The organism is Paraburkholderia bengalensis (assembly GCF_037126505.1).
Taxonomy (GTDB): Bacteria; Pseudomonadota; Gammaproteobacteria; order Burkholderiales; family Burkholderiaceae; genus Paraburkholderia; species Paraburkholderia bengalensis.
Genome location: NZ_JACFYJ010000035.1, coordinates 35,570 through 54,998, shown reverse-complemented (window position 1 = coordinate 54,998; position 19,429 = coordinate 35,570). Strand labels below are relative to the sequence as shown.

Annotated in this window: 17 protein-coding genes and 2 pseudogenes; 7 read left to right on the top strand and 12 right to left on the bottom strand. The window is 65.4% G+C overall.

The genetic code is table 11. The annotated features are described in order from the left end of the window. Positions 1-58 precede the first annotated feature (58 nt). The 3 genes from kynA to kynB are packed head-to-tail and all read right to left on the bottom strand — an operon-like array spanning position 59 to position 2,948. Positions 59-994 (bottom strand): tryptophan 2,3-dioxygenase, encoded by a 936-nt coding sequence (kynA, locus tag H3V53_RS20985; RefSeq protein WP_336599592.1) that lies wholly within the window; start codon positions 992-994, stop codon positions 59-61. Positions 995-1,004: 10 nt separating this feature from the next. Continuing rightward, positions 1,005-2,255, bottom strand: coding sequence for a kynureninase (gene kynU, locus H3V53_RS20980; RefSeq protein ID WP_336599591.1), 1,251 nt, complete (start codon positions 2,253-2,255; stop codon positions 1,005-1,007). Between the two features lie 45 nt (positions 2,256-2,300). Further along, positions 2,301-2,948 carry an arylformamidase gene (kynB, locus tag H3V53_RS20975; RefSeq protein ID WP_336599590.1) on the bottom strand — a complete coding sequence of 216 codons (648 nt, stop codon included), beginning with the start codon at positions 2,946-2,948 and terminating at the stop codon, positions 2,301-2,303. A gap of 132 nt (positions 2,949-3,080) precedes the next feature. Between kynB and H3V53_RS20970 the strand changes: the two genes are divergently transcribed. Continuing rightward, positions 3,081-3,584, top strand: coding sequence for an Lrp/AsnC ligand binding domain-containing protein (locus tag H3V53_RS20970; protein WP_054916985.1), 504 nt, complete (start codon positions 3,081-3,083; stop codon positions 3,582-3,584). A gap of 179 nt (positions 3,585-3,763) precedes the next feature. On the opposite strand, the gene H3V53_RS20965 is transcribed toward H3V53_RS20970, so the two are convergent. After that, positions 3,764-4,276 carry a flavin reductase family protein gene (locus H3V53_RS20965; protein WP_336599589.1) on the bottom strand — a complete coding sequence of 171 codons (513 nt, stop codon included), beginning with the start codon at positions 4,274-4,276 and terminating at the stop codon, positions 3,764-3,766. 307 nt (positions 4,277-4,583) lie between these two features. On the opposite strand from H3V53_RS20965, the gene msrA reads away from it, so the two are divergent. Then, positions 4,584-5,135 carry a peptide-methionine (S)-S-oxide reductase MsrA gene (gene msrA / locus H3V53_RS20960; protein WP_054916979.1) on the top strand — a complete coding sequence of 184 codons (552 nt, stop codon included), beginning with the start codon at positions 4,584-4,586 and terminating at the stop codon, positions 5,133-5,135. A 73-nt stretch (positions 5,136-5,208) separates the two neighbouring features. Here the strand turns inward: msrA and H3V53_RS20955 are convergent, their stop codons facing one another. The 3 genes from H3V53_RS20955 to pdxH all read right to left on the bottom strand — a co-directional run bounded on the left by H3V53_RS20955 (position 5,209) and on the right by pdxH (position 8,525). Then, positions 5,209-6,411, bottom strand: coding sequence for a DUF72 domain-containing protein (locus H3V53_RS20955; RefSeq protein WP_336599588.1), 1,203 nt, complete (start codon positions 6,409-6,411; stop codon positions 5,209-5,211). Positions 6,412-6,497: 86 nt separating this feature from the next. Next, a complete protein-coding gene (locus H3V53_RS20950; protein WP_336599587.1) occupies positions 6,498-7,712 on the bottom strand; it encodes a cyclopropane-fatty-acyl-phospholipid synthase family protein in 1,215 nt (404 codons plus the stop codon). A gap of 177 nt (positions 7,713-7,889) precedes the next feature. Beyond that, positions 7,890-8,525, bottom strand: a complete 636-nt coding sequence (gene pdxH / locus H3V53_RS20945; protein ID WP_336599586.1) for a pyridoxamine 5'-phosphate oxidase — start codon at positions 8,523-8,525, stop codon at positions 7,890-7,892. Between the two features lie 290 nt (positions 8,526-8,815). On the opposite strand from pdxH, the pseudogene tcdA reads away from it, so the two are divergent. Beyond that, positions 8,816-9,676, top strand: a pseudogene (tcdA, locus tag H3V53_RS20940) (tRNA cyclic N6-threonylcarbamoyladenosine(37) synthase TcdA). Positions 9,677-9,753: 77 nt separating this feature from the next. Here the strand turns inward: tcdA and trxA are convergent. Together trxA and H3V53_RS20930 are read right to left on the bottom strand one after the other, a co-directional pair. Continuing rightward, a complete protein-coding gene (trxA, locus tag H3V53_RS20935; RefSeq protein ID WP_054916967.1) occupies positions 9,754-10,602 on the bottom strand; it encodes a thioredoxin in 849 nt (282 codons plus the stop codon). Between the two features lie 141 nt (positions 10,603-10,743). Next, a complete protein-coding gene (locus H3V53_RS20930) occupies positions 10,744-11,625 on the bottom strand; it encodes a pirin family protein (RefSeq protein ID WP_336599585.1) in 882 nt (293 codons plus the stop codon). 176 nt (positions 11,626-11,801) lie between these two features. On the opposite strand from H3V53_RS20930, the gene H3V53_RS20925 reads away from it, so the two are divergent. Continuing rightward, on the top strand, positions 11,802-12,683 hold the full coding sequence (locus tag H3V53_RS20925) for an EamA family transporter (protein ID WP_336599584.1): 882 nt from the start codon (positions 11,802-11,804) through the stop codon (positions 12,681-12,683). A 98-nt stretch (positions 12,684-12,781) separates the two neighbouring features. Here H3V53_RS20925 and H3V53_RS20920 read toward each other — a convergent pair. Both H3V53_RS20920 and tsaE read right to left on the bottom strand, forming a co-directional pair. Beyond that, positions 12,782-14,342 (bottom strand): annotated as a pseudogene (locus tag H3V53_RS20920) (N-acetylmuramoyl-L-alanine amidase). Continuing rightward, positions 14,324-14,878 carry a tRNA (adenosine(37)-N6)-threonylcarbamoyltransferase complex ATPase subunit type 1 TsaE gene (gene tsaE / locus H3V53_RS20915; RefSeq protein WP_336599583.1) on the bottom strand — a complete coding sequence of 185 codons (555 nt, stop codon included), beginning with the start codon at positions 14,876-14,878 and terminating at the stop codon, positions 14,324-14,326. The pseudogene H3V53_RS20920 and the gene tsaE overlap by 19 nt, the downstream one beginning before the upstream one ends. A gap of 17 nt (positions 14,879-14,895) precedes the next feature. On the opposite strand from tsaE, the gene queG reads away from it, so the two are divergent. The 3 genes from queG to xerD are packed head-to-tail and all read left to right on the top strand — an operon-like array spanning position 14,896 to position 17,690. Beyond that, complete coding sequence (gene queG / locus H3V53_RS20910) at positions 14,896-16,239, top strand: tRNA epoxyqueuosine(34) reductase QueG (protein WP_336599582.1); 1,344 nt, start codon at positions 14,896-14,898, stop codon at positions 16,237-16,239. Positions 16,240-16,275: 36 nt separating this feature from the next. Beyond that, the gene (locus H3V53_RS20905; protein ID WP_336599581.1) at positions 16,276-16,746 is read left to right on the top strand and encodes a methylated-DNA--[protein]-cysteine S-methyltransferase; all 471 of its coding nucleotides are present in this window, start codon (positions 16,276-16,278) and stop codon (positions 16,744-16,746) included. Beyond that, a complete protein-coding gene (xerD, locus tag H3V53_RS20900; RefSeq protein ID WP_336599580.1) occupies positions 16,743-17,690 on the top strand; it encodes a site-specific tyrosine recombinase XerD in 948 nt (315 codons plus the stop codon). Before H3V53_RS20905 ends, xerD begins: the two co-directional genes overlap by 4 nt. Positions 17,691-17,777: 87 nt before the next feature. Here xerD and H3V53_RS20895 read toward each other — a convergent pair whose 3' ends face one another. Beyond that, on the bottom strand, positions 17,778-19,349 hold the full coding sequence (locus tag H3V53_RS20895; RefSeq protein ID WP_336599579.1) for a class I adenylate-forming enzyme family protein: 1,572 nt from the start codon (positions 19,347-19,349) through the stop codon (positions 17,778-17,780). Positions 19,350-19,429: the final 80 nt, after the last annotated feature.

The window sequence follows — 19,429 nt, the reverse complement described above, 5'->3', positions numbered from 1 at the left end:
CCTTCCCGTCTACAAGGAAAGCAAACCGCGGGCACGTCGCGCAGAACCACACGGAGAATTACAGCAACGTCCTGACGTGCCAAAGCTCGGGAAACAGCACGACGTCCAGCATCTTGCGCAAATAGGTTGCGCCGCTTGTGCCGCCCGTTCCCTGCTTGAAGCCGATGATTCTCTCGACAGTCGTCACATGTCGAAACCGCCACTGCCGGAACGCATCCTCGAGATCGACGAGCTCTTCGGCCATCTCGTACAACTCCCAATGCTGCGAAGGATTGCGATACACCTCGAGCCACGCGGCTTCCACTGACGCATCATGCTGCGTCGGCTGGGTCCAGTCGCGTTCGAGCCGCGACGCGTCGATGGCGAATCCGCGCCGCGCCAGCAAACGCACCACTTCATCATAGAACGACGGCGCTTCGAGCGCTGCCTTCACTTCGGCATGCACATCGGGATGATGCGCATGCGGCTTGAGCATCTGCTCGTTCTTGTTGCCGAGCATGAACTCCAGCTCGCGATACTGGTACGACTGAAACCCCGACGAGCTGCCGAGAAACGGCCGCATCGCCGTGTATTCGGACGGCGTCATCGTCGACAGCACGTTCCACGCCTGCACGAGCTGCTCGAGTATTCGCGAGACACGCGCGAGCATCTTGAACGCCGGCGGCAACTCGTCGCGATGCACGCTCGCAAGCGCCGCGCGCAGCTCGTACAGCGCGAGCTTCATCCATAGCTCGCTCGTCTGATGCTGGACGATGAACAGCATCTCGTTGTGATCCGGCGACAGCGGATGCTGCGCATGCAGGATCGACCCCAGCGCGAGATAGTCGCCATAGCTCATCGACTTCGAGAAATCGAGCTTGGCGTCGTGCCAGCCCTCGGCTGCATCGGCGCTCATGTGCGGCGCGTGCGTTTCGCGCGTGGCCGCCGTGCCGCCGTGGCCGAACGGGCAACCTTGCGCGCGTGCTTCTTCCGTCATCTTCATGTGGTCGGTCATCGCGGGCTCCTCAGGTCACGGCGCCGCGCGCGGCGAATTCGGGCGCGCGCCAGGTCTCGCGCGTGAGCACGTCGCGCAGATGCTCGACGGCGTCCCACACATCGACGTAACGCGTGTAGAGCGGCGTAAAACCAAAACGCAGCACGTGCGGCTCGCGATAGTCGCCGATCACGCCGCGCGCGATCAGTGCCTGCATCACCTCGTAGCCGTGCGGATGCTCGAAGCTCGCATGCGAGCCGCGTTGCGCATGCGCGCGCGGCGTAACGAGCTTGAGCGGAAATTCCTTGCAGCGCGTTTCGACCAGTTCGATGAACAGATCGGTCAACGCCAGCGACTTCTTGCGCACGGCCTGCATGTCGGTTTGCAGGAATACATCGAGCCCGCATTCGACGAGCGCCATCGACACCATGGGCTGCGTGCCGCACAGGAACCGGCCGATGCCGTCGTCGGCGGCGTAGGTCGGCTCCATCGCGAACGGCGCGCGATGTCCCCACCAGCCCGACAGCGGCTGCTCGAACTCGCCCTGATGACGGTGCGGCACCCAGACGAACGCAGGCGAACCCGGGCCGCCGTTCAGATATTTGTACGTGCAGCCGACGGCGCAATCCGCGCCGACACCGTTCAGATCGACAGGCACGGCGCCCGCCGAGTGCGCGAGATCCCACAGCGCGAGCGCGCCCGCCCGATGGATCAGCTGCGTGAGCGCGGCCATGTCGTGCATGTAGCCGGTGCGGTAGTTCACGTGCGTGATCATCGCGACGGCGACATCGTCGGTGAGCGCGGCGGGCAGTTCCGAAGGATCGTCGATGAGCCGCAGTTCATAGCCGCGACCGAGTTGCTTGATGAGGCCCTGCGCGATGTACAGATCGGTTGGGAAATTGGAGCGCTCGGACACGATCACGCGACGCTTCGGATCACGCGCGTCCTGCATGCGCAGCGCCGCCGACAGCACCTTGAAGAGGTTGATCGAAATCGTGTCGGTGACGACGACTTCGTTGTGCGCTGCGCCGATCAGCGGCGCGAGCTTGTTGCCGAGGCGCCTGGGCAGCGCGAACCAGCCGGCCGTGTTCCAGCTGCGGATCAGCCCGTTGCCCCATTCGGCGCCGATCACAGTCTGCGCGCGCTGCGCGGCGGCGGCGGGCGGCACGCCGAGCGAGTTGCCGTCCAGATAGATGACCTCCGGCGCGAGCGCGAACTGGTTGCGCAAGGGCGCGAGCGGATCGGCTGCGTCGAGGGCGAGTGCTTCGTCACGTTGATTCATGGTGTTCGTTCAGTCGAAAGAGAAAGCGGAAGCGGAGATAAGCGGTCAGGCGCGATGTCGCGGTTCGGGCAGCGCACGCAGCACGGCGCGCACGGGGCTGGCATCGAGCGTCGTCAGCTTGAGCGGCAGCGCGATCAGCTCGTAATCGCCGGGCGCGACGGCGTCGAGCACGATGCCTTCGAGTATCGCCATCCGATGCACGCGGATGCGCTGATGCGCGTCCATCGTTTTCGATTCCTGCGGATCGAGCGACGGCGTATCGATGCCGATCAGCTTCACGCCGCGCGCGGCGAGCAGATCGATGGTGCCGGGCGAAACGGCGCAGAACGCGCTGTCCCACGTGCGCGTCGGCGCCTCGCGATAGGTGCGCAGCAGCACGCGCGGCGGCACATCGTCGAGCGACGCCGCGATGTGCGACGGCGTCACCAGCGGCTGCGCGCCAATGCAATGAATCACCCGACAGCGGCCCAGATAGGCATCGAGCGGCACCGCGCCGATCGCCGCGCCGTTCGCGTCGTAGTGAAGCGGCGCGTCGGTGTGCGCGCCTGTGTGCGGCGAGAGCGTCAGCCGCGCGACGTTGACGGGCGAGCCCGCCTCCATCCGCCATACGCGCTCGATGCCGACGGGCGTGTCGCCCGGCCAGACGGGCGTCGCCGTATCGACGGCGGGCGTGATATCCCACAGCGTATTCATGCGTCCCCTGTGTTGTTCTGCATCCATCTATCGATGATAGGCGGCATCAGACGAAATGTGCTTGCTAAAAAAACTGTTTATTTCCGCGCCTTTGGAACATAATTTGAGACAAACGGGAAAGGGAGACCGAAAATGAACGCGATCTCACTGGACGCCACCGATTGCCGTATCTTGACGGTGCTGCAGCACGAAGGACGAATCAGCAATCTCGATCTGGCGGAGCGCATCTCGCTTTCGCCGTCAGCGTGTCTACGCCGTTTGCGCCTGCTGGAAGAGCAGGGTGTGATCGAGCGCTATCGCGCGTGCCTGAACCGTGAAGTGCTGGGGTTCGAACTGGAAGCGTTCGTGCAGGTGTCGATGCGCAACGACCAGGAAAACTGGCACGAGCGCTTCGCGGAGGCGCTGCGCGACTGGCCGGAAGTGGTCGGCGCGTTCGTCGTGACGGGGGAGACGCATTACCTGCTGCGCGTGCTCGCCCACAATCTCAAGCACTATTCGGATTTCGTGCTCGGCCGGCTGTACAAGGCGCCGGGCGTGATGGACATCCGCTCGAACATCGTGCTGCAGACGCTCAAGGAAGATTCGGGCGTGCCCGTTGCGCTCGTGACGGGCGCCAAGGTGCAGCAGCCGGGATAGCGGCGCCGCGCTCGGAGCGCGGCGAATATGGCAGGTGTGGGGGCGCTTTCAGGCTGGGTATTCAGGCCGCGCTTCGAGGCCGCAAAATCGGGCCGCGAAGTCAGGCCGCAAAATCAGGCCGCAAAATCACGCCGCGTTTTGCGCACGCGGCTCGCGTGTGCCCGGCTGACGCCGAGCGTTCAGCCCAGCCGCTTCAAACCGTGGAACTCGCCATTGTGGAACACGAGCGGCTCGGTCTCCGAGGCGTGCTCGTGGACGCCGCAGCGCTCCACTTCGCCGACGAAAATCACGTGATCGCCTTCGTCGTAACGGCTGCGGTTGTGACATTCGAACCACGCCAGCGCGCCATCGAGCACGGGCATGCCCGTGTCGCCCGCCGCATGCGACACCCCTTCGAACCGGTCGCCCTTGACGGTCGCGAAGCGCTTGCACAACTCCAGCTGCGACGCGGCCAGCACGTTGACGACATAATGACTGTTCGAGCGGAACACGGGCATCGAGGCCGAGCGTGTCGCGAGGCTCCACAGCACGAGCGGCGGCGAAAGCGAAACCGAGTTGAACGAGCTGGCCGTGATCCCGATCAACGCACCCGACGGCGCGCGTGTCGTAATGACGGTGACGCCCGTCGCGAATTGGCCCAGCGCGCGGCGAAAGGCGGCGGCGTCGAAATTGGGTGCGTTGGCGCGCTTCATCGGTCGAGGCATTCCGGCGAATGGACCGCTTGATGCAGCGACCAGAGGGAAAAAATCGGTTCGAAGGTCATGTAGAAATTCGGCGAATTGCCCCAATTTTAACTGCAATCGCAGGGACTCTGGCGCGGGCGGCAGGCGGGACAAGGCGGCGCGCATGGTACGGATGGTGCATGCTGCGTGCGTGAATCCCCAAAAAAGCGGAGTATGGCGCCGGTCGGATGCGGTGAAGCATCGAGTTCAAATGACTGCGGCGAACCCGCGCTTGCGCACAGGCAGGCGCCGCGGTGAGCCAATCCAAGGAGCGAGCATGAGTCAGTCGGTCGAAACCGCCACGCTGGGCGGCGGATGTTTCTGGTGCCTGGAAGCGGTGTATCTGGGCGTCGATGGGGTGACGTCGGTGGAATCGGGCTATGCGGGCGGGCATGTGCAGAATCCGTCGTACGAGCAGGTGTGTGACGGCGACACGGGGCATGCGGAGGTCGTCAAGGTCGAGTTCGATCCGGCGCGCATCACCTATCGCGAGATCCTCGATATTTTCTTCGCGATCCATGATCCGACGCAGCTCAACCGCCAGGGCAACGACGTCGGCACGCAATATCGCTCGGTGATCTTCACGCACTCGGACGCGCAGCGCGACAGCGCGCTGCAGGCGATCCGCGACATTCAGGCAGAAGGCATCTACGACGGCCAGATCGTTACGCAGGTGCTGCCGCTCGACGGCAACTACTTCCCCGCCGAGGCGTATCACCAAAACTACTTCGCGCAGCATCCGGATCAGGGCTATTGCGCGTTCGTCGTCGCGCCGAAGGTGGCGAAGTTCAGGCAGAAGTTCGCGCACCGGATCAAGGCAGGCGTGTGATCACGGCTTGATCGGGAAGATTTGACGTAGCAGGTCGCGCGGCGCGGGTCGGATTGGCTCGCGCCGCGTTTGTTCAATCAGCTTGCGATGCGCTTTCAGCACGCGCGTTTTCAGTCTTCGCGCTTTCAGCCCTCGCGCCACGCAGCCGCTCGCAGGCGGCGGCAATTTGCGCCGCGAGCTTCACGCAGGTGAGCGGCGCGGACCCTTCGGCCTTGTTGTTCGCGGCGATCAGCACCGGCTGTCCGGCGATGGCGTAACGCGCGGCGAGTTCGGCGAGCGCGTTGCGGGTGTCCGGGTCTTCGTCGACGAGCTTGTCGAACGGTTCGTACTTCGCTTTCGCCTGCTCGTACCTGAAGCCGCCGTGCAGGCTCCAGCGCACGATCAGCGGTCCCGCGGGCTGATCATGCGGTTCGTCGAGCATCGCGAGCGCGGCCGCCTGGCGCGACGGATCGGGCATCCGTGCATGAATGCCGACGCAATAGCGCACGCCCGTCGCCTTCAGCGCGCGGATCAGGCGCGGCGTCAGCAGACTCGCGTCGCGGATTTCGACGGCGTAGCAGGTGTCGCCTTCGAGAGCCGGCAGCGCGCCGAGGAAGGCCGTCAGCCGGTCGACGAACAACGCGGGCTGCGCCAGCATCTGGTTCGGCAGCGGCGAGAACTGGAACACCAGCGCGCCCGCCTTCTTGCCGAGCCCGTCGATACATGGCCGCACGAATTCGTCGATCGCCAGCTGCGCATTCAGAAAGCACGGATTCTCCGACACCGGCTCGCCGCGTTCGGCGCGCACGGTCGCGTCGGTGACGAGCGCCGGTGCTTTCACGATGAAGCGGAAATGGTCGGGCACCTGCTGCGCGTAGCGCAGGTAGTCGGTGAGCGTCAGCGGCGCGTAGAACGAGCGGTCGATGCTCACCGTGCGCAGCAGCGGATGCGCGCTGTACGCGGCGAGTCCGTCGCGCGAGAGCTTGCTGTTGCTGTAGTCGTCGCCGTAGACGATGCCTTTCCAGCCCGGAAACGACCACGTCGACGTACCCAGATGCACTTGCGGCGGCAACTGGCTCGCGAGCTGGATGATGTCGTCGGCGGGTGCAGCGGCGAGGACGTCGCGGGCGCGGCGCCTTTTGGGCGGCGCGTCGTCTGGCGAGTGAGGCGTGGCGGGCTCGGCCGCAGCCGGTGAAGGAACGGCGGGACGGGCGGCCGGCGCGGCATCGACGGGATTGCCGAACATGTCGAGTTGCACGCAGCCGTCGGGCGCGTCGGGAACGGCGTGGTCTTCCATCGATTGATCGCGAGTGACGGGAACCCCATCCGCTGCGGACGAACGCGCGAAACGCGTCCTGCCCGAAGCGGATTCAGCCCGCGATTTTACAGCGGCTTCTCGTACATGAAGCGGCGCGACCACGGCAGTGTTTTGGCGCTGCGTCCCGCCTTGCGGCACACCACCTGGAAGATCGATACGTCGTCGTGTTCGAACGCGTACGCGCAGCCGGCGAGGTACACGCGCCAGATGCGGAACTTCTCGTCGTCGACGAGCTGCTTGGCTTTCTCGGCGTTTGCTTCGAAGCGCTCGGCCCAGATGTCGAGCGTATGAGCATAGTGGCGGCGCAGGCTTTCGACGTCGAACGCTTCGAGCCCGCCGCGCTGCATCGATTCGAGCGCGAGGCTGATATGCGGCAGCTCGCCGTCGGGAAACACGTACCGGTCGATGAACTCGCCGCCGCCGAGCGCCGTTTCGCCGCTGTCGTAATCCGTCGACGTGATGCCGTGATTCATCGCGATGCCGTCGTCCGTCAGCAGGTCGTGAATCTTCTGGAAATAGCCGGGCAGATTCTTGCGTCCCACGTGCTCGAACATGCCGACGCTCGTGATGCGGTCGAACTGGCCTTCGACGTCGCGGTAGTCCTGCAGCCGGATCTCGATCTGGCCTTCGAGTCCAGCGTCCTTCACGCGCTGCGTGGCGAGATCGAACTGGTTCTGCGACAGCGTCACGCCGACGCACTTCGCGCCGAACTTCTGCGCCGCGCGCAGCACGAGCGCGCCCCAGCCGCAGCCGATATCGAGCAGACGCTGGCCCGGCTGGACCTGGATCTTGGTGAGGATGTGGTCGATCTTCTTGATCTGCGCGGTCGCGAGATCTTCGTCGCCGTTCTCGAAGTACGCGCACGAGTACACCATGTTCTCGTCGAGCCACAGTCTGTAGAACTCGTTCGAGACATCGTAGTGATACTGGATCGCTTTCTTGTCCGACGTTTTCGTGTGATTGAAGTAGCGCCGCACGCGCGCGAGCTTGCTTGCGCTCGTCACCGTGCTGCGCGCAAGCGAATAGCCGATGTTGATGATGTCGGACAGCTTGCCTTCGATATCGATCTTGCCCTTCACGTACGCCTCGCCGAGATTGTCGAGACTCGGTTCGAGCAGGAGGGGCAGCGCCGACGCGCTATTCACCTTCAGCGTGACCTGCGGCGACGCGAACGTGCCGAAGTCGTGTTGCTGGCCATCCCACAGCACGAGGCGCGCCGGAAGATTGGCCTTCGTTTTGACTTCTTCTACCCACTGCGCCAGCTTCTTCTCCCAGAACATGTGATTTCTCCGTGTCCAATGAATCAAAGCAAAGCCTGTTCAATCGCAGTGCGCAGCGCGCGCCCGTCTGGGCGCGCGCGTTCGGACCTTCAGTCGACGCGCATGCGATCCTGCCGGCGCAGCGGAGCGTCGCGCATCGTCGGGCACGACGCGCCGCGCGGCCGGCGTATCGAAGCGTCAGGGCGACAGACGTGAAATCGTCCAGTCGGTGCCCACGCGCGTATAGAGCATGCGGTCGTGCAGACGCGAAGGGCGCCCTTGCCAGAACTCGATCGCCTCGGGAGTCAGTCGATAACCGCCCCAATGCGGCGGGCGCGGCGGATTTTCTCCGTATTGTGCGCTGAATTCACGTTCGCGCGCTTCCAGAAGCGCTCGGCTTTCAATCACCTTACTCTGCTCGGACGCCCATGCGCCGATGCGCGAGCCGACGGGACGCGAGGCGAAGTATGCATCGCTTTCTGCGTCGCTTGTCTTGACGACGGTGCCCTCGATGCGCACCTGACGCTCGAGTTCGATCCAGTAGAAAAGCAGGCTTGCGTGCGGGTTTTGCGCGAGTTCGCGGCCTTTGCGGCTTTCGTAGTTCGTGAAGAAGACGAAGCCTCGCTCGTCCACGCCCTTGATCAGCACGATGCGCGCCGAAGGCCGGCCGCGCTCGTCGACCGTCGCAAGGGTCATCGTGTTCGGCTCGGGGAGTTGCGCGTCGATGGCCTGCTTGAACCAGGCGTCGAATTGACGGAACGGATTCGGGTCGACGTCGGCGATGTCCAGCGAGCCGCGCGAATAGTTTTTGCGGAGGTCGGCAAGAGTGCTCATGTTTTTATGCAAGCGCTACAGTGGGGCCAGTATAGCTAAGGACAGAATTTCCTGCGTCCAACAGGATCAGTTCGACGACGCGCGGAAGGGGACGTAAGGCAGGACGTGAAGCTCGATGTGAAGCGGGCCGTAAAGCGGGCAGTAAAGCGGGCCGTAAAGCGGGCCGCCGGCGTCGATGCGCGCGATCAGGCAAAATACGAGCTTCAATGCACGCCGACGCCCAAGCGATATACGCGATACGCAAGCGAACCGTCAGCCTGCCGACGCACGAATCCGCCAAGCCACACATCATGTCCACGCCTCTCGTTACCGGGCAATCCGATCTTACTACCGACCTCAACGCGCATGAAACCATCGACCGCGCGCGCCGTTTCGGGGGCGTCGCGCGTCTGTACGGCGCGGGCGCGCTGGCCGCGTTCGAGCGCGCTCGCGTGGGCCGTGATCGGCATCGGGGGCGTCGGCTCGTGGGCGGCGAAGCGCTCGCGCGCACGGCGATCGGCAGCATCACGCTGATCGATCTCGACAACGTCGCCGAGAGCAACACGAACCGGCAGATTCACGCGCTCGACGGCAACTACGGCAAGCCGAAAGTCGATGCGATGGCCGAGCGCATCAAGCTGATCGATCCGCAGTGCGACGTGCGCGTGATCGAAGACTTCATCGAGCCCGACAACTTCGCCAAGGTGCTGGGCGGCGGCTTCGACTACGTGGTCGACGCGATCGACAGCGTGCGCACGAAGACGGCGCTGATCGCGTGGTGCGTCGAACACGGGCAGCCGCTCATCACGGTCGGCGGCGCGGGCGGGCAGCTCGATCCGACGCGCATCCGCATCGACGATCTCGCGCAGACCATCCAGGACCCGCTGCTGTCGAAAGTGCGCGGCCAGTTGCGCAAGCACCACGGCTTTGCGCGCGGACCGAAAGCGAAGTTCAAGGTCAGCGCCGTGTACTCGGACGAGCCGCTGATCTATCCGGATGCGGCCGTGTGCGATATCGACGAAGTGGCCGAGCACGTCACGACGTCGCCCGGTCATCATGGACCCGTCGGCCTGAACTGCGCGGGGTTCGGGTCGAGCGTGTGCGTGACGGCGAGCTTCGGCTTCGCTGCCGTATCGCATGTGCTGCGCGCGCTGGCGAAGAGCGCGTCCTGACGTCACGTTCGACCCGCGCCCGCTGAACGAAAAAACGCGGCACATGGCCGCGTTTTTTCATGGTTGCGTGCAAACGCTCAGTTCAGCAACGCGCTCAACCTGCGACGCCATTTCGCCACCAGCTCCGGCTGGTGCGCCGCGAGATCGAACACCGACAGCATCGTCTTGCGGCCGATGTCCTCACGGAACGCACGGTCGCGCTGCACGATGGCCAGCAGATGTTCGAGAGCCGGCTCGTACTTGCGACGCGCGATGAATGCGCTCGCGAGATCGAAGCGCGCGTCGAGGTCGTCGGGATGCGCGGCCACCTGAGCTTCGAGCGCATCCGTGGGCGGCAGGTCGGCGGCAGCGTCGACGGCGTCCAGGCGCGTCTTGATCGCGTTGTAGCGCGCGTCGATGCCTTGCGTCGTTTTCGGCGACAGCAGATCGTTTTCTTTTTGCGCTTCGTCGAGGCGGTTGTCTTCGAGCAGCAGCTCCATCAGATCGAGCCGCGCTTCGTCGAAGCCCGGGTCGTAAGCGAGCGCGGCCTTCAGCGCGTCATACGCGTCGGCGCGGCGGCCTTCGGCGAGCGCCATCGCGGCTTCCGCGCGCGCGGCTTCCGCGCCGTCCGGCACGAGGCGGTCGAGGAACTGGCGCAGCTGGCCTTCGGGCAGCACGCCGATGAACTGATCGACCGGCCGTCCGTCCGCGAACGCGACGACGTGCGGAATGCTGCGCACCTGGAAGTGCGCCGCGAGTTCCTGGTTCTCGTCGACGTTCACCTTCACGAGGCGCCATTTGCCTTCGTATTCGGCTTCGAGCTTCTCGAGCATCGGGCCGAGCGTCTTGCACGGTCCGCACCACGGCGCCCAGAAGTCGACCAGTACGGGCGTGAGCATCGATGCGCTGATGACGTCCTTTTCGAAAGTCGCGAGAGTGGTGTCCATGGGCTGTCTCTTCCTTGAATCGGTACGCTTGAATAGTTGGGGGCGGCGCGCGCGGTTTCAATGCGGCGCGGCGCGGTACGACACGCGTGCCAACGCGTGCGGCATCGAAACCGCGCGCGCCATCGATGCCAGCCAGTCAGTCTAGCGCGGCTTGCGCTCGGGCAGCGGAATCCACTCGGTTTCGCCGGGCACCTTGCCCATTTCCTGATGGGTCCACGCGAGCTTCGCGCGCTCGATTTTTTCGCGCGAACTCGCGACGAAATTCCATTCGATGAAGCGCTCGCCTTCGAGTTTCTCGCCGCCGAGCAGCATCACCGTTGCGCCGTTCGTGCTGGCAAGCGTGACGGTTTCGCCCGGGGCGAGCACGGCCATCTGCGCGACTTCGAAGGGCTCGCCGTCGAGCGACAGGTCGCCGTCGACCAGATAGACGCCGCGTTCTTCGTGCTCGGGTTCGAGCGCAAGCGCGCTGCCGGGGGAAAAATGAGCAGCAGCATACAGCGTGCCGGAGAACGTGCGCGTCGGCGCCGTCTTGCCGAACGAGGTGCCCGCGATGATCCGCAACGTGACGCCGTTGCGCTCGATTTCCGGCAGCGTGGCGCCCGCATGGTGCTCGAACGAAGGCTCGGTGTCCTCGTCGGCGAGGGGCAGCGCGACCCATGTCTGGATGCCGTGAACCGTCGACCCGTTGGCGCGCTCCGGCTCCGGCGTGCGCTCCGAATGGACGATGCCGCGGCCCGCCGTCATCCAGTTGACGTCGCCGGGGACGATCTTCTGTTCGGAGCCGAGGCTGTCGCGATGCATGATTGCGCCTTCGAACAGATACGTGACGGTCGCGAGGCCGATATGCGGATGCGGACGCACATCGAGGCCCGTGCCTGCGGGCAGCGTGGCAGGGCCCATGTGATCGAAGAAGATGAACGGACCAACAAGGCGCGCGGCCATGGCAGGCAAGACGCGGCGCACGGCCAGGTTGCCGATGTCGCGCACGTGAGGCTTGAGAACCGCTTTGATCGAGGAGGGCATGACGGGCTCGGTGGGTGGGGACAGGACGGGTCATTCTACTGCCCGAGGGCAGTGCGCGCGTGGCAGGGCGCGCACCGGCAAGCGTCTTCAGGCGTCGGCAAGCGCGTGGCGAGCGCCGCACTTGCTCGCCGCTCCGCTACACTCATCTGTTTGAAGAAGATCAAAGAGGAGTCCGGATGTCGCCGAAAGATCTGCTGTTCGCGCTGATCGTCGTTCTGGCGTGGGGCGTCAACTTCGTGGTGATCAAGGTCGGCCTGCATGGCGTTCCGCCGATGCTGCTCGGTGGGCTGCGTTTCACGCTCGCCGCCATCCCCGCCGTGTTCTTTATCAAACGCCCGCAGATGCCGTGGCGCTGGCTCGTCGCCTACGGCGCGACGATCTCGCTCGGCCAGTTCGCCTTTCTGTTTTCGGCGATGTACGTCGGCATGCCGGCCGGTCTTGCGTCCCTCGTCCTGCAGGCGCAGGCGTTCTTCACGCTCGGCTTCGCCGCGCTGTTCCTGCATGAGCGCTTTCGCGCGCAAAACGTGCTCGGCCTCGCGATCGCGGCGATCGGTCTTGCCGTGATCGGCATGCAGGGCGGCCGCGCGATGACGCTCGCCGGCTTTCTGCTCACGCTGTGCGCGGCCGTCATGTGGGCGCTCGGCAACATCGTCACGAAGAAGGTCGGCAAGGTCGATCTGGTCGGGCTGGTGGTGTGGGGCAGCCTGGTTCCGCCCGTGCCGTTCTTCGCGCTCTCGTATCTGCTCGAAGGGCCGCAGCGGATTGGCGCGGCGTTGACGGGCATCGGCGTTTCGTCGGTGCTGGCGATCGTCTATCTGGCGTTCGTCGCGACGCTGCTCGGCTATGGCTTGTGGAGCCGTCTGCTGTCGCGCCATCCCGCGGGGCAGGTCGCGCCGTTTTCGCTGCTGGTGCCGATCGTCGGGCTGGCGTCGGCGTCGTTGTTGCTGGGCGAGTCGCTGTCGGCTGCCCAGATCGGCGGCGCGGCACTGGTGATGGCGGGGCTCGCTGTGAATGTGTTCGGCGGCTGGGTCGCCGAACGGCTCGCAGTTGCCCGCTGACAGCGTGTGGTCCCTGATACCTTGCGATTTCGCCAGCAGCACGAAGGACCCATGCGCATGCCAGCGAACCCGACGCGTTGCGGACAACAACGGGACGTTCAGGTCATCCGGCTCTTCGCCAGCGGCGGATTCGCCGCGAAGTACCGTTTGATACCGCTCATGATCGCGTTGGCCATCTTGTCGCGATAAGCGTCGTCGTTCAGGCGGCGCTCTTCGTCCGGGTTGCTGATGAACGCGGTCTCGACGAGGATCGACGGAATGTCGGGCGCCTTCAGCACCGCGAAGCCCGCCTGCTCGACGCTGCCCTTGTGCAGCTTGTTGATCCCGCCGATTTCCTTCAGCACGAAATTGCCGTAGCGCATCGAATCGCGGATCTGCGCGGTCGTCGACATGTCGAACAGCGCGCGGTTGACGTTGGCATCGGCGGATTTGATGTTGATGCCGCCGATCTGATCCGACGAGTTCTCCTTGTTCGCCATCCAGCGCGCGGCCGCGCTCGACGCGCCATGCTCCGACAGCGCGAACACCGATGATCCGCTCGCTTCCGGCGTCGTGAACGCGTCGGCGTGGATCGACACGAACAGGTCCGCGCCGACCCGCCGCGCCTTCTGCACGCGCACGTTCAGCGGCACGAAGAAGTCGGCGTCGCGCGTCATCATCGCGCGCATGTTCGGCTGCGCGTCGATCTTCGCGCGCAGTTTCTTCGCGATGTCGAGCGCGACGTGCTTCTCGTAGGTGCCGCTGCCGCCGATCGCGCCGGGGTCTTCGCCGCCGTGGCCGGGATCGATCGCCACGGTGAGCAGGCGCACCGTATTGCTGCCTTTCTTCGGCCCTGTGAACTTGTAGGTATCGTCGTCGGCGTTGCTGTCGGTGTCCGTGTCGCTGTCGTTGTTGCGCGCGATGACGGGGGGCGCGGGCGGCGCAGCGGGGCTTCGACGGCGCGTGCGGCGCAGGCGCGGGTGCAGGTGCGATGTGCGCGGGCGGCCGCAGCACGGGGGCCGATGGCGAACCCGAAGGGGCGTTGTTCTGCGCGTACTTCTCGAAGAACGCTTCGCTGCTGTCGCCGGGCGGCGTGGTCGGGCCGCTCAAGGTTGCAGCCGGCGGCGCAGCGTTGTCCTTCAGTTGCTGTTCCTTGCGCTCGGTCTGCGCGAGCAGGTCCATCAGCGGATCGGGCGCGACGGCGGGATACAGATCGAACACGAGCCGATACTTATACGTGCCGACGGGCGGCAGCGTAAACACCTGCGGCTTCACCGAGCCTTTCAGGTCGAACACCATCCGCACGACATGCGGCTGGTACTGCCCGACCCGCACCGATTGAATCTGCGGATCATTCGGCGCGATCTTCGAGACAAGATCCTTCAGCGCCTGATCGAGATCGAGACCGTTCAGATCGACGACCAGCCGGTCCGGGCCTTGCAGCAACTGCTGCGTATTCTGCAGCGGCTGGTCGGACTCGATGGTCACGCGCGTGTAGTCGCGCGCGGGCCATACGCGCACGCCGAGCACGGAAGAAGCGAACGCGAAGCGCGGCGCCGCGAGCCCGAGGACGAGCGTGGAAGCGCCCGCGCGAAGAATCTGCCGGCGCCGCCAGTTATGCGTCGCGGTGGCCGCGGATTCGATCGAGCGGAACGGTTTGATCAACATCTTTCGAGACATGCCTTTCCTGGTTCGCTGTACGCCCGGGCGACCAGCACGCGGCCATCGCCGTCGACGTCGAGCGAGAAGACGAGATCCGGCCCACCCAGCAGACTGCCCGCGCGTTGCGGCCATTCGACGAGGCAGACGGCGCCGCTGTCGAAGTACTCGCGAAAGCCTGCATCGGCCCATTCGGCCGGATCATTGAAACGGTAGAGATCGAAGTGGTACAGCGCGAGTTCCCCATCCGGCAGCTCGACCGTGTAGGGCTCGACGAGCGTATAGGTCGGGCTGCGCACGCGGCCCGTGTGTCCGAGGGCGCGCAACGTGGCGCGCACGAGCGTCGTCTTGCCGGCGCCCAGGTCGCCTTCGAGCTGCACCTGGAGGCCGTTGAAAGTACGCTGGCCCGTCGCGCTGGCCGCGCCGCGCACGGCCACGATGGCCTGCGCGAACCGTTCGCCGAATGCCGTCGTCGCGGCTTCGTCCGCGAGCGCGAACTGGCGCTCCAGCAGGACGGCGGCAGACGGTCGATTGGCGTGACGGGGTTGATCGGGCATTCTCGTAAAATGGCGTAATGAACCAAGGCCAGAAGCATCCCGTGTCCGACCCGCATCGCGATGGATCATCGCCGCCCGGTCTGCCGAATGAGACGTCGAATCAGGCACCGCATGATGAAGCACCTGTTGCGCTTCGCAATGATGAAGCGCAACTGGCCGCGCTTGCTTCGCGTATCAAGGACTGGGGGCGCGAACTGGGTTTCGGCGCGGTCGGCATCAGCGACATCGATCTGTCGAACGCCGAAGCGGGGCTTGCAGCCTGGCTCGACGCGGGTTGTCACGGCGAGATGGATTATATGGCCAAACATGGGATGAAACGTGCGCGCCCCGCCGAGCTTGTGGCCGGCACGCGACGCGTGATCTCCGTGCGCATGGCCTATCTGCCCGTTTCTTCAGGTGCGCGAAAGGGCGTTGAAAGTGCGGGAGACGCGGGCCCTGCCGATCAGCACGCGCAGCAGGTCCAGCACGACTGGCGGCTCGAAGAACGCGCGCGGCTCGCCGATCCCGCTGCGGCCGTCGTGTCGATTTATGCGCGTGGCCGCGACTATCACAAGGTGATGCGCAACCGCCTGCAGCAACTCGCCGAGCGCATCGAGGCCGACATTGGCGCGTACGGCTACCGCGTGTTCACCGATTCGGCGCCCGTGCTCGAAGTCGAACTCGCGCAGAAGGCGGGCACGGGCTGGCGCGGCAAGCACACGCTGCTGCTTCAGCGCGACGCGGGCTCGCTGTTCTTTCTCGGCGAGATCTTCGTCGATCTGCCGCTGCCGACTGATGCCGACGTGTTGGACAAAGGCGCGGACAAAGGCGCGGCCGAACGCGCGGTCAAAAGCGCGCCCGAGACGCCCGGCGCGCATTGCGGAAGCTGCACGCGCTGTATCGACGTCTGTCCGACGGCGGCCATCGTCGCGCCGTATCGCGTCGATGCGCGCCGCTGCATCTCCTATCTGACGATCGAACTGAAGGGCAGTATTCCCCAGGACTTGCGGCCGCTGATCGGCAATCGTGTGTATGGCTGTGACGATTGCCAGCTCGCGTGTCCATGGAACAAGTTCGCGCAGGCCGCGCCCGTCGGCGATTTCGACGTGCGGCATGGACTGGATCGCGCGTCGCTGGTCGAGCTGTTCGGCTGGAGCGCAATGGACTTCGACACGCGCATGCAAGGCAGCGCGATCCGCCGCATCGGCTACGAATGCTGGCTGCGCAATCTGGCCGTCGGCATGGGCAATGCGCTGCGCGCGCCGCGCGACACGCTGTCCGCCGATGCGCGCACGGCTATCGTCGAGGCGCTGCGCCGGCGCGCCGATGATCCGTCGGCGCTCGTGCGCGAGCATGTCGGATGGGCGCTCGAAGCCGCGTAGGCCGGCCGTTCGAAGAGAGAAGAAGGGGACCACATCATGTTCAATGCAGTGATCGATGCGCCGTTCGGCAAGATCGGCGTGCGAACGCAAGGCGAGACCGTGCGCGAGATCGTCTATTTGCCGGACTCGGTGGCGAGTGTCGCGCCCGATTCGCCGCTCGCCAAAGAAGCCGTCGAGCAGATCGGACACTACCTTGAACGTGCGTCGGCGACCTTCGATCTGCCCCTCGCCGACGTCGGCACGCCATTCCAGCGGCGCGTGTGGCAAGCGATCAGCGCGATTGCGCCTGGCGTCGTGCTGACTTACGGACAACTGGCCAAAGAGATCGGCAGCGTGCCGCGCGCGGTCGGGCAAGCGTGCGGCTCGAACTTCTTTCCGATTGTGATTCCGTGTCATCGCGTGGTCGGGGCGGGCGGCATCGGCGGCTTTGCGCATACGGGCGGCGACGGCTACTATCGCAACGTCAAACGCTGGCTACTCAAACACGAAGGCATTCCCTACGCATGACTGATGTGCAGACTGATGAGCTCGCGGGGAACGCGCAGCCCGCGTCGCCGCTGCTTTTGACGAGCGGCGCGTCGATCGACGCGTTCTGCGATGCACTGTGGCTCGAGCATGGTCTCGCGCGCAACACGCTCGACGCGTATCGGCGCGACTTGCGGCTCTTTTCCGAGTGGCTCGCGCAGACGCGCACCGCTTCGCTCGATACGGCGAGCGAAGCCGATCTGACTGCGTACAGCGCCGCGCGGTCGAGCGACAAATCGACGTCGGCGAACCGGCGCCTGTCGGTTTTTCGCCGCTACTATGCGTGGGCCGTGCGCGAGCATCGCGCGGCGGCGGACCCGACGCTGCGTATCCGTTCGGCCAAGCAGCCGCCGCGCTTTCCGTCGACGCTCACGGAAGCCCAGGTCGAAGCGCTGCTCGGCGCGCCCGATGTGACCACGCCGCTCGGCCTGCGCGATCGCACGATGCTCGAGCTGATGTACGCAAGCGGCCTGCGCGTCAGCGAACTTGTCACACTGAAGACGGTGGAAGTCGGTCTGAACGAAGGCGTCGTGCGCGTGATGGGCAAGGGCTCGAAAGAGCGGCTCATTCCGTTTGGCGAAGAGGCGCATGGATGGATCGAGCGTTATCTGCGTGAATCGCGGCCCGCGCTGCTGGGCCAGCGTTCCGCCGATGCTCTGTTCGTCACTGCGCGCGCCGAAGGCATGACGCGGCAGCAGTTCTGGAACATCATCAAGCGCCACGCGATGACGGCGCACGTTCACGCGCCGCTGTCGCCGCATACGTTGCGCCATGCGTTCGCGACGCATCTGCTCAATCACGGCGCGGATCTGCGTGTTGTGCAACTGCTGCTCGGCCACACCGACATTTCGACGACGCAGATCTACACGCACGTCGCACGCGAGCGCCTCAAGTCGCTGCACGCGACGCATCATCCGCGCGGCTGAAGCCGGCCAGCGCTTGCGCTACTCGCTTTGCGCGCGGCTCGCACGTTGCTTGCTGCGCGGCTTCCTGCGCGGCGCGGCTGGCGAGCCTCATGCCAGATCGCGCAACCGGTGTTTGAGAATCTTGCCCGTCGATGCCGCGGGCAACGCCGCGAGCACGTTGATTTCGGCGGGCCGCTTGTACGGCGCGAGCCTCGTTTCGCACCACGCGTCGAGATCGGCGGGCGTTGCGTGCGCGCCCGCCGTCAGTTCGACAAACGCCACGACTTCCTCGTTGCCCTCCACGGCGCGCCCGATGACCGCCGACTGCACGACCTCGGGATGCGCGTTCAGCACTTGCTCGACTTCGGCGGGATAGACGTTGAAGCCCGAGCGGATGATCAGCTCCTTGCTGCGCCCGGCGATATGCAGCGCGCCGTCCGCGTCGCGACGCGCGAGATCGCCTGTCTTGAGCCAGCCGTCCTGCGTGACGGTGGCGTGCGTCTGCTGCGGATTGCGATAGTAACCGAGCATCACGTTCGGTCCACGCACCCATAGCTCGCCGACTTCACCTGGCGCGACGTCGACGCCATCCATCCCGACGAACCGCACTTCGACGCCCGGAATCACTTGCCCGACCGAGCAATCGGTGCGGGGCGCATCGAGCATGGTCTGGGCCACGGTCGGGCTGCTCTCCGTCATGCCATAGCCGTTGTGCAGCGTGACGCCATAGACGCTCTCGACGCGCGATTTCAGCGCGGCGTCGAGCGGCGAGCCGCCCGAATAGGCAAAGCGCAGATGCGGCGCGGACCACGGCAGGTGCTCGACTTGCAGATGATCGAGCAGCTTTGCGTGCATGGCGGGTACGCCCTGGAAGATCGACACGCGCTCGTCGGCGAGCGCGCGGCGCACGGCTTCGGGCGAAAAGCGCGGCGCGAGCCGCAACGCCGCTCCCGCAAACAGGCTGCCCAGACACACCGACGCGAGCCCGTACACATGAGAAATGGGCAGCACGGCGTAGACGACGTCGTCGGTGTTCACGCGTCGCAATGTGCTGGAAACGGCGGCAATGAACAGCAGGTTGCGGTGCGACAGCATCACGCCCTTGGGCGCACCCGTCGTCCCCGTCGTGTAGATCAGCGCGGCGCACTGGCTGTCGCTGGCCGCGACGGTGGGCTCGGGTTGCGCGTCTTCGTCGATGGCATACGACCACGCGCCGATGTCGATGGCGCCCACGCGCGCCGGCAGAGCGTCATGGCGCTGCCCATGCTGGCGCGCATCCGGCGACGCGTCGACGGCATAGGCGACCATGCGCGGCTGTGCGTGCGCGCGGATCGCATCGACCTCCGCCGCCGACAGCCGCGCGTTCGACACGAGCGCCCACGCATCGAGTTTCGCCGCCGCGAACAGCAGCACGATCTGCACGATGCTGTTCTCCGCCACGATCATCACGCGATCGCCGGGGCGCACGCCTTGTTCCGAAAGCATCGCGGCCACTTGATCGACGGCTTCGGCGAGCTGCGCGCGCGTCAGGCGTCGTTCCTCCTCGATCAGCGCGACACGCTGCGGCTCGCGCGCGGCGGCGAGTTTAACGATATCGGCAATGCGGGAAGGGAGCGCGGCGAGCAGCGCGGTCACGTCGATACCCTGTGCGAGGGCGGGAGATTGCTGGGCTGGATTCAACGGTGTCTCCTTGATGGGCGCCGCAGGTGGGCGACAGGTGCGCGACTCTGCTGCTCTCGCAGCGCCGGCATATTCCGAAC

Excerpts from the sequence above, each read along its gene's own strand:
- H3V53_RS20970 (WP_054916985.1), top strand. The coding sequence starts at position 3,081 with ATGAACGCGATCTCACTGGACGCCACCGATTGCCGTATCTTGACGGTG.
- kynA (WP_336599592.1), bottom strand. The coding sequence starts at position 994 with ATGACCGACCACATGAAGATGACGGAAGAAGCACGCGCGCAAGGTTGC.
- xerD (WP_336599580.1), top strand. The coding sequence starts at position 16,743 with ATGACTGATGTGCAGACTGATGAGCTCGCGGGGAACGCGCAGCCCGCG.
- H3V53_RS20930 (WP_336599585.1), bottom strand. The coding sequence starts at position 11,625 with ATGCCCTCCTCGATCAAAGCGGTTCTCAAGCCTCACGTGCGCGACATC.
- tsaE (WP_336599583.1), bottom strand. The coding sequence starts at position 14,878 with ATGCCCGATCAACCCCGTCACGCCAATCGACCGTCTGCCGCCGTCCTG.
- pdxH (WP_336599586.1), bottom strand. The coding sequence starts at position 8,525 with ATGAGCACTCTTGCCGACCTCCGCAAAAACTATTCGCGCGGCTCGCTG.
- H3V53_RS20950 (WP_336599587.1), bottom strand. The coding sequence starts at position 7,712 with ATGTTCTGGGAGAAGAAGCTGGCGCAGTGGGTAGAAGAAGTCAAAACG.
- queG (WP_336599582.1), top strand. The coding sequence starts at position 14,896 with ATGAACCAAGGCCAGAAGCATCCCGTGTCCGACCCGCATCGCGATGGA.
- H3V53_RS20905 (WP_336599581.1), top strand. The coding sequence starts at position 16,276 with ATGTTCAATGCAGTGATCGATGCGCCGTTCGGCAAGATCGGCGTGCGA.
- kynU (WP_336599591.1), bottom strand. The coding sequence starts at position 2,255 with ATGAATCAACGTGACGAAGCACTCGCCCTCGACGCAGCCGATCCGCTC.
- H3V53_RS20925 (WP_336599584.1), top strand. The coding sequence starts at position 11,802 with ATGTCGCCGAAAGATCTGCTGTTCGCGCTGATCGTCGTTCTGGCGTGG.
- msrA (WP_054916979.1), top strand. The coding sequence starts at position 4,584 with ATGAGTCAGTCGGTCGAAACCGCCACGCTGGGCGGCGGATGTTTCTGG.
- kynB (WP_336599590.1), bottom strand. The coding sequence starts at position 2,948 with ATGAATACGCTGTGGGATATCACGCCCGCCGTCGATACGGCGACGCCC.
- trxA (WP_054916967.1), bottom strand. The coding sequence starts at position 10,602 with ATGGACACCACTCTCGCGACTTTCGAAAAGGACGTCATCAGCGCATCG.
- H3V53_RS20965 (WP_336599589.1), bottom strand. The coding sequence starts at position 4,276 with ATGAAGCGCGCCAACGCACCCAATTTCGACGCCGCCGCCTTTCGCCGC.
- H3V53_RS20955 (WP_336599588.1), bottom strand. The coding sequence starts at position 6,411 with ATGGAAGACCACGCCGTTCCCGACGCGCCCGACGGCTGCGTGCAACTC.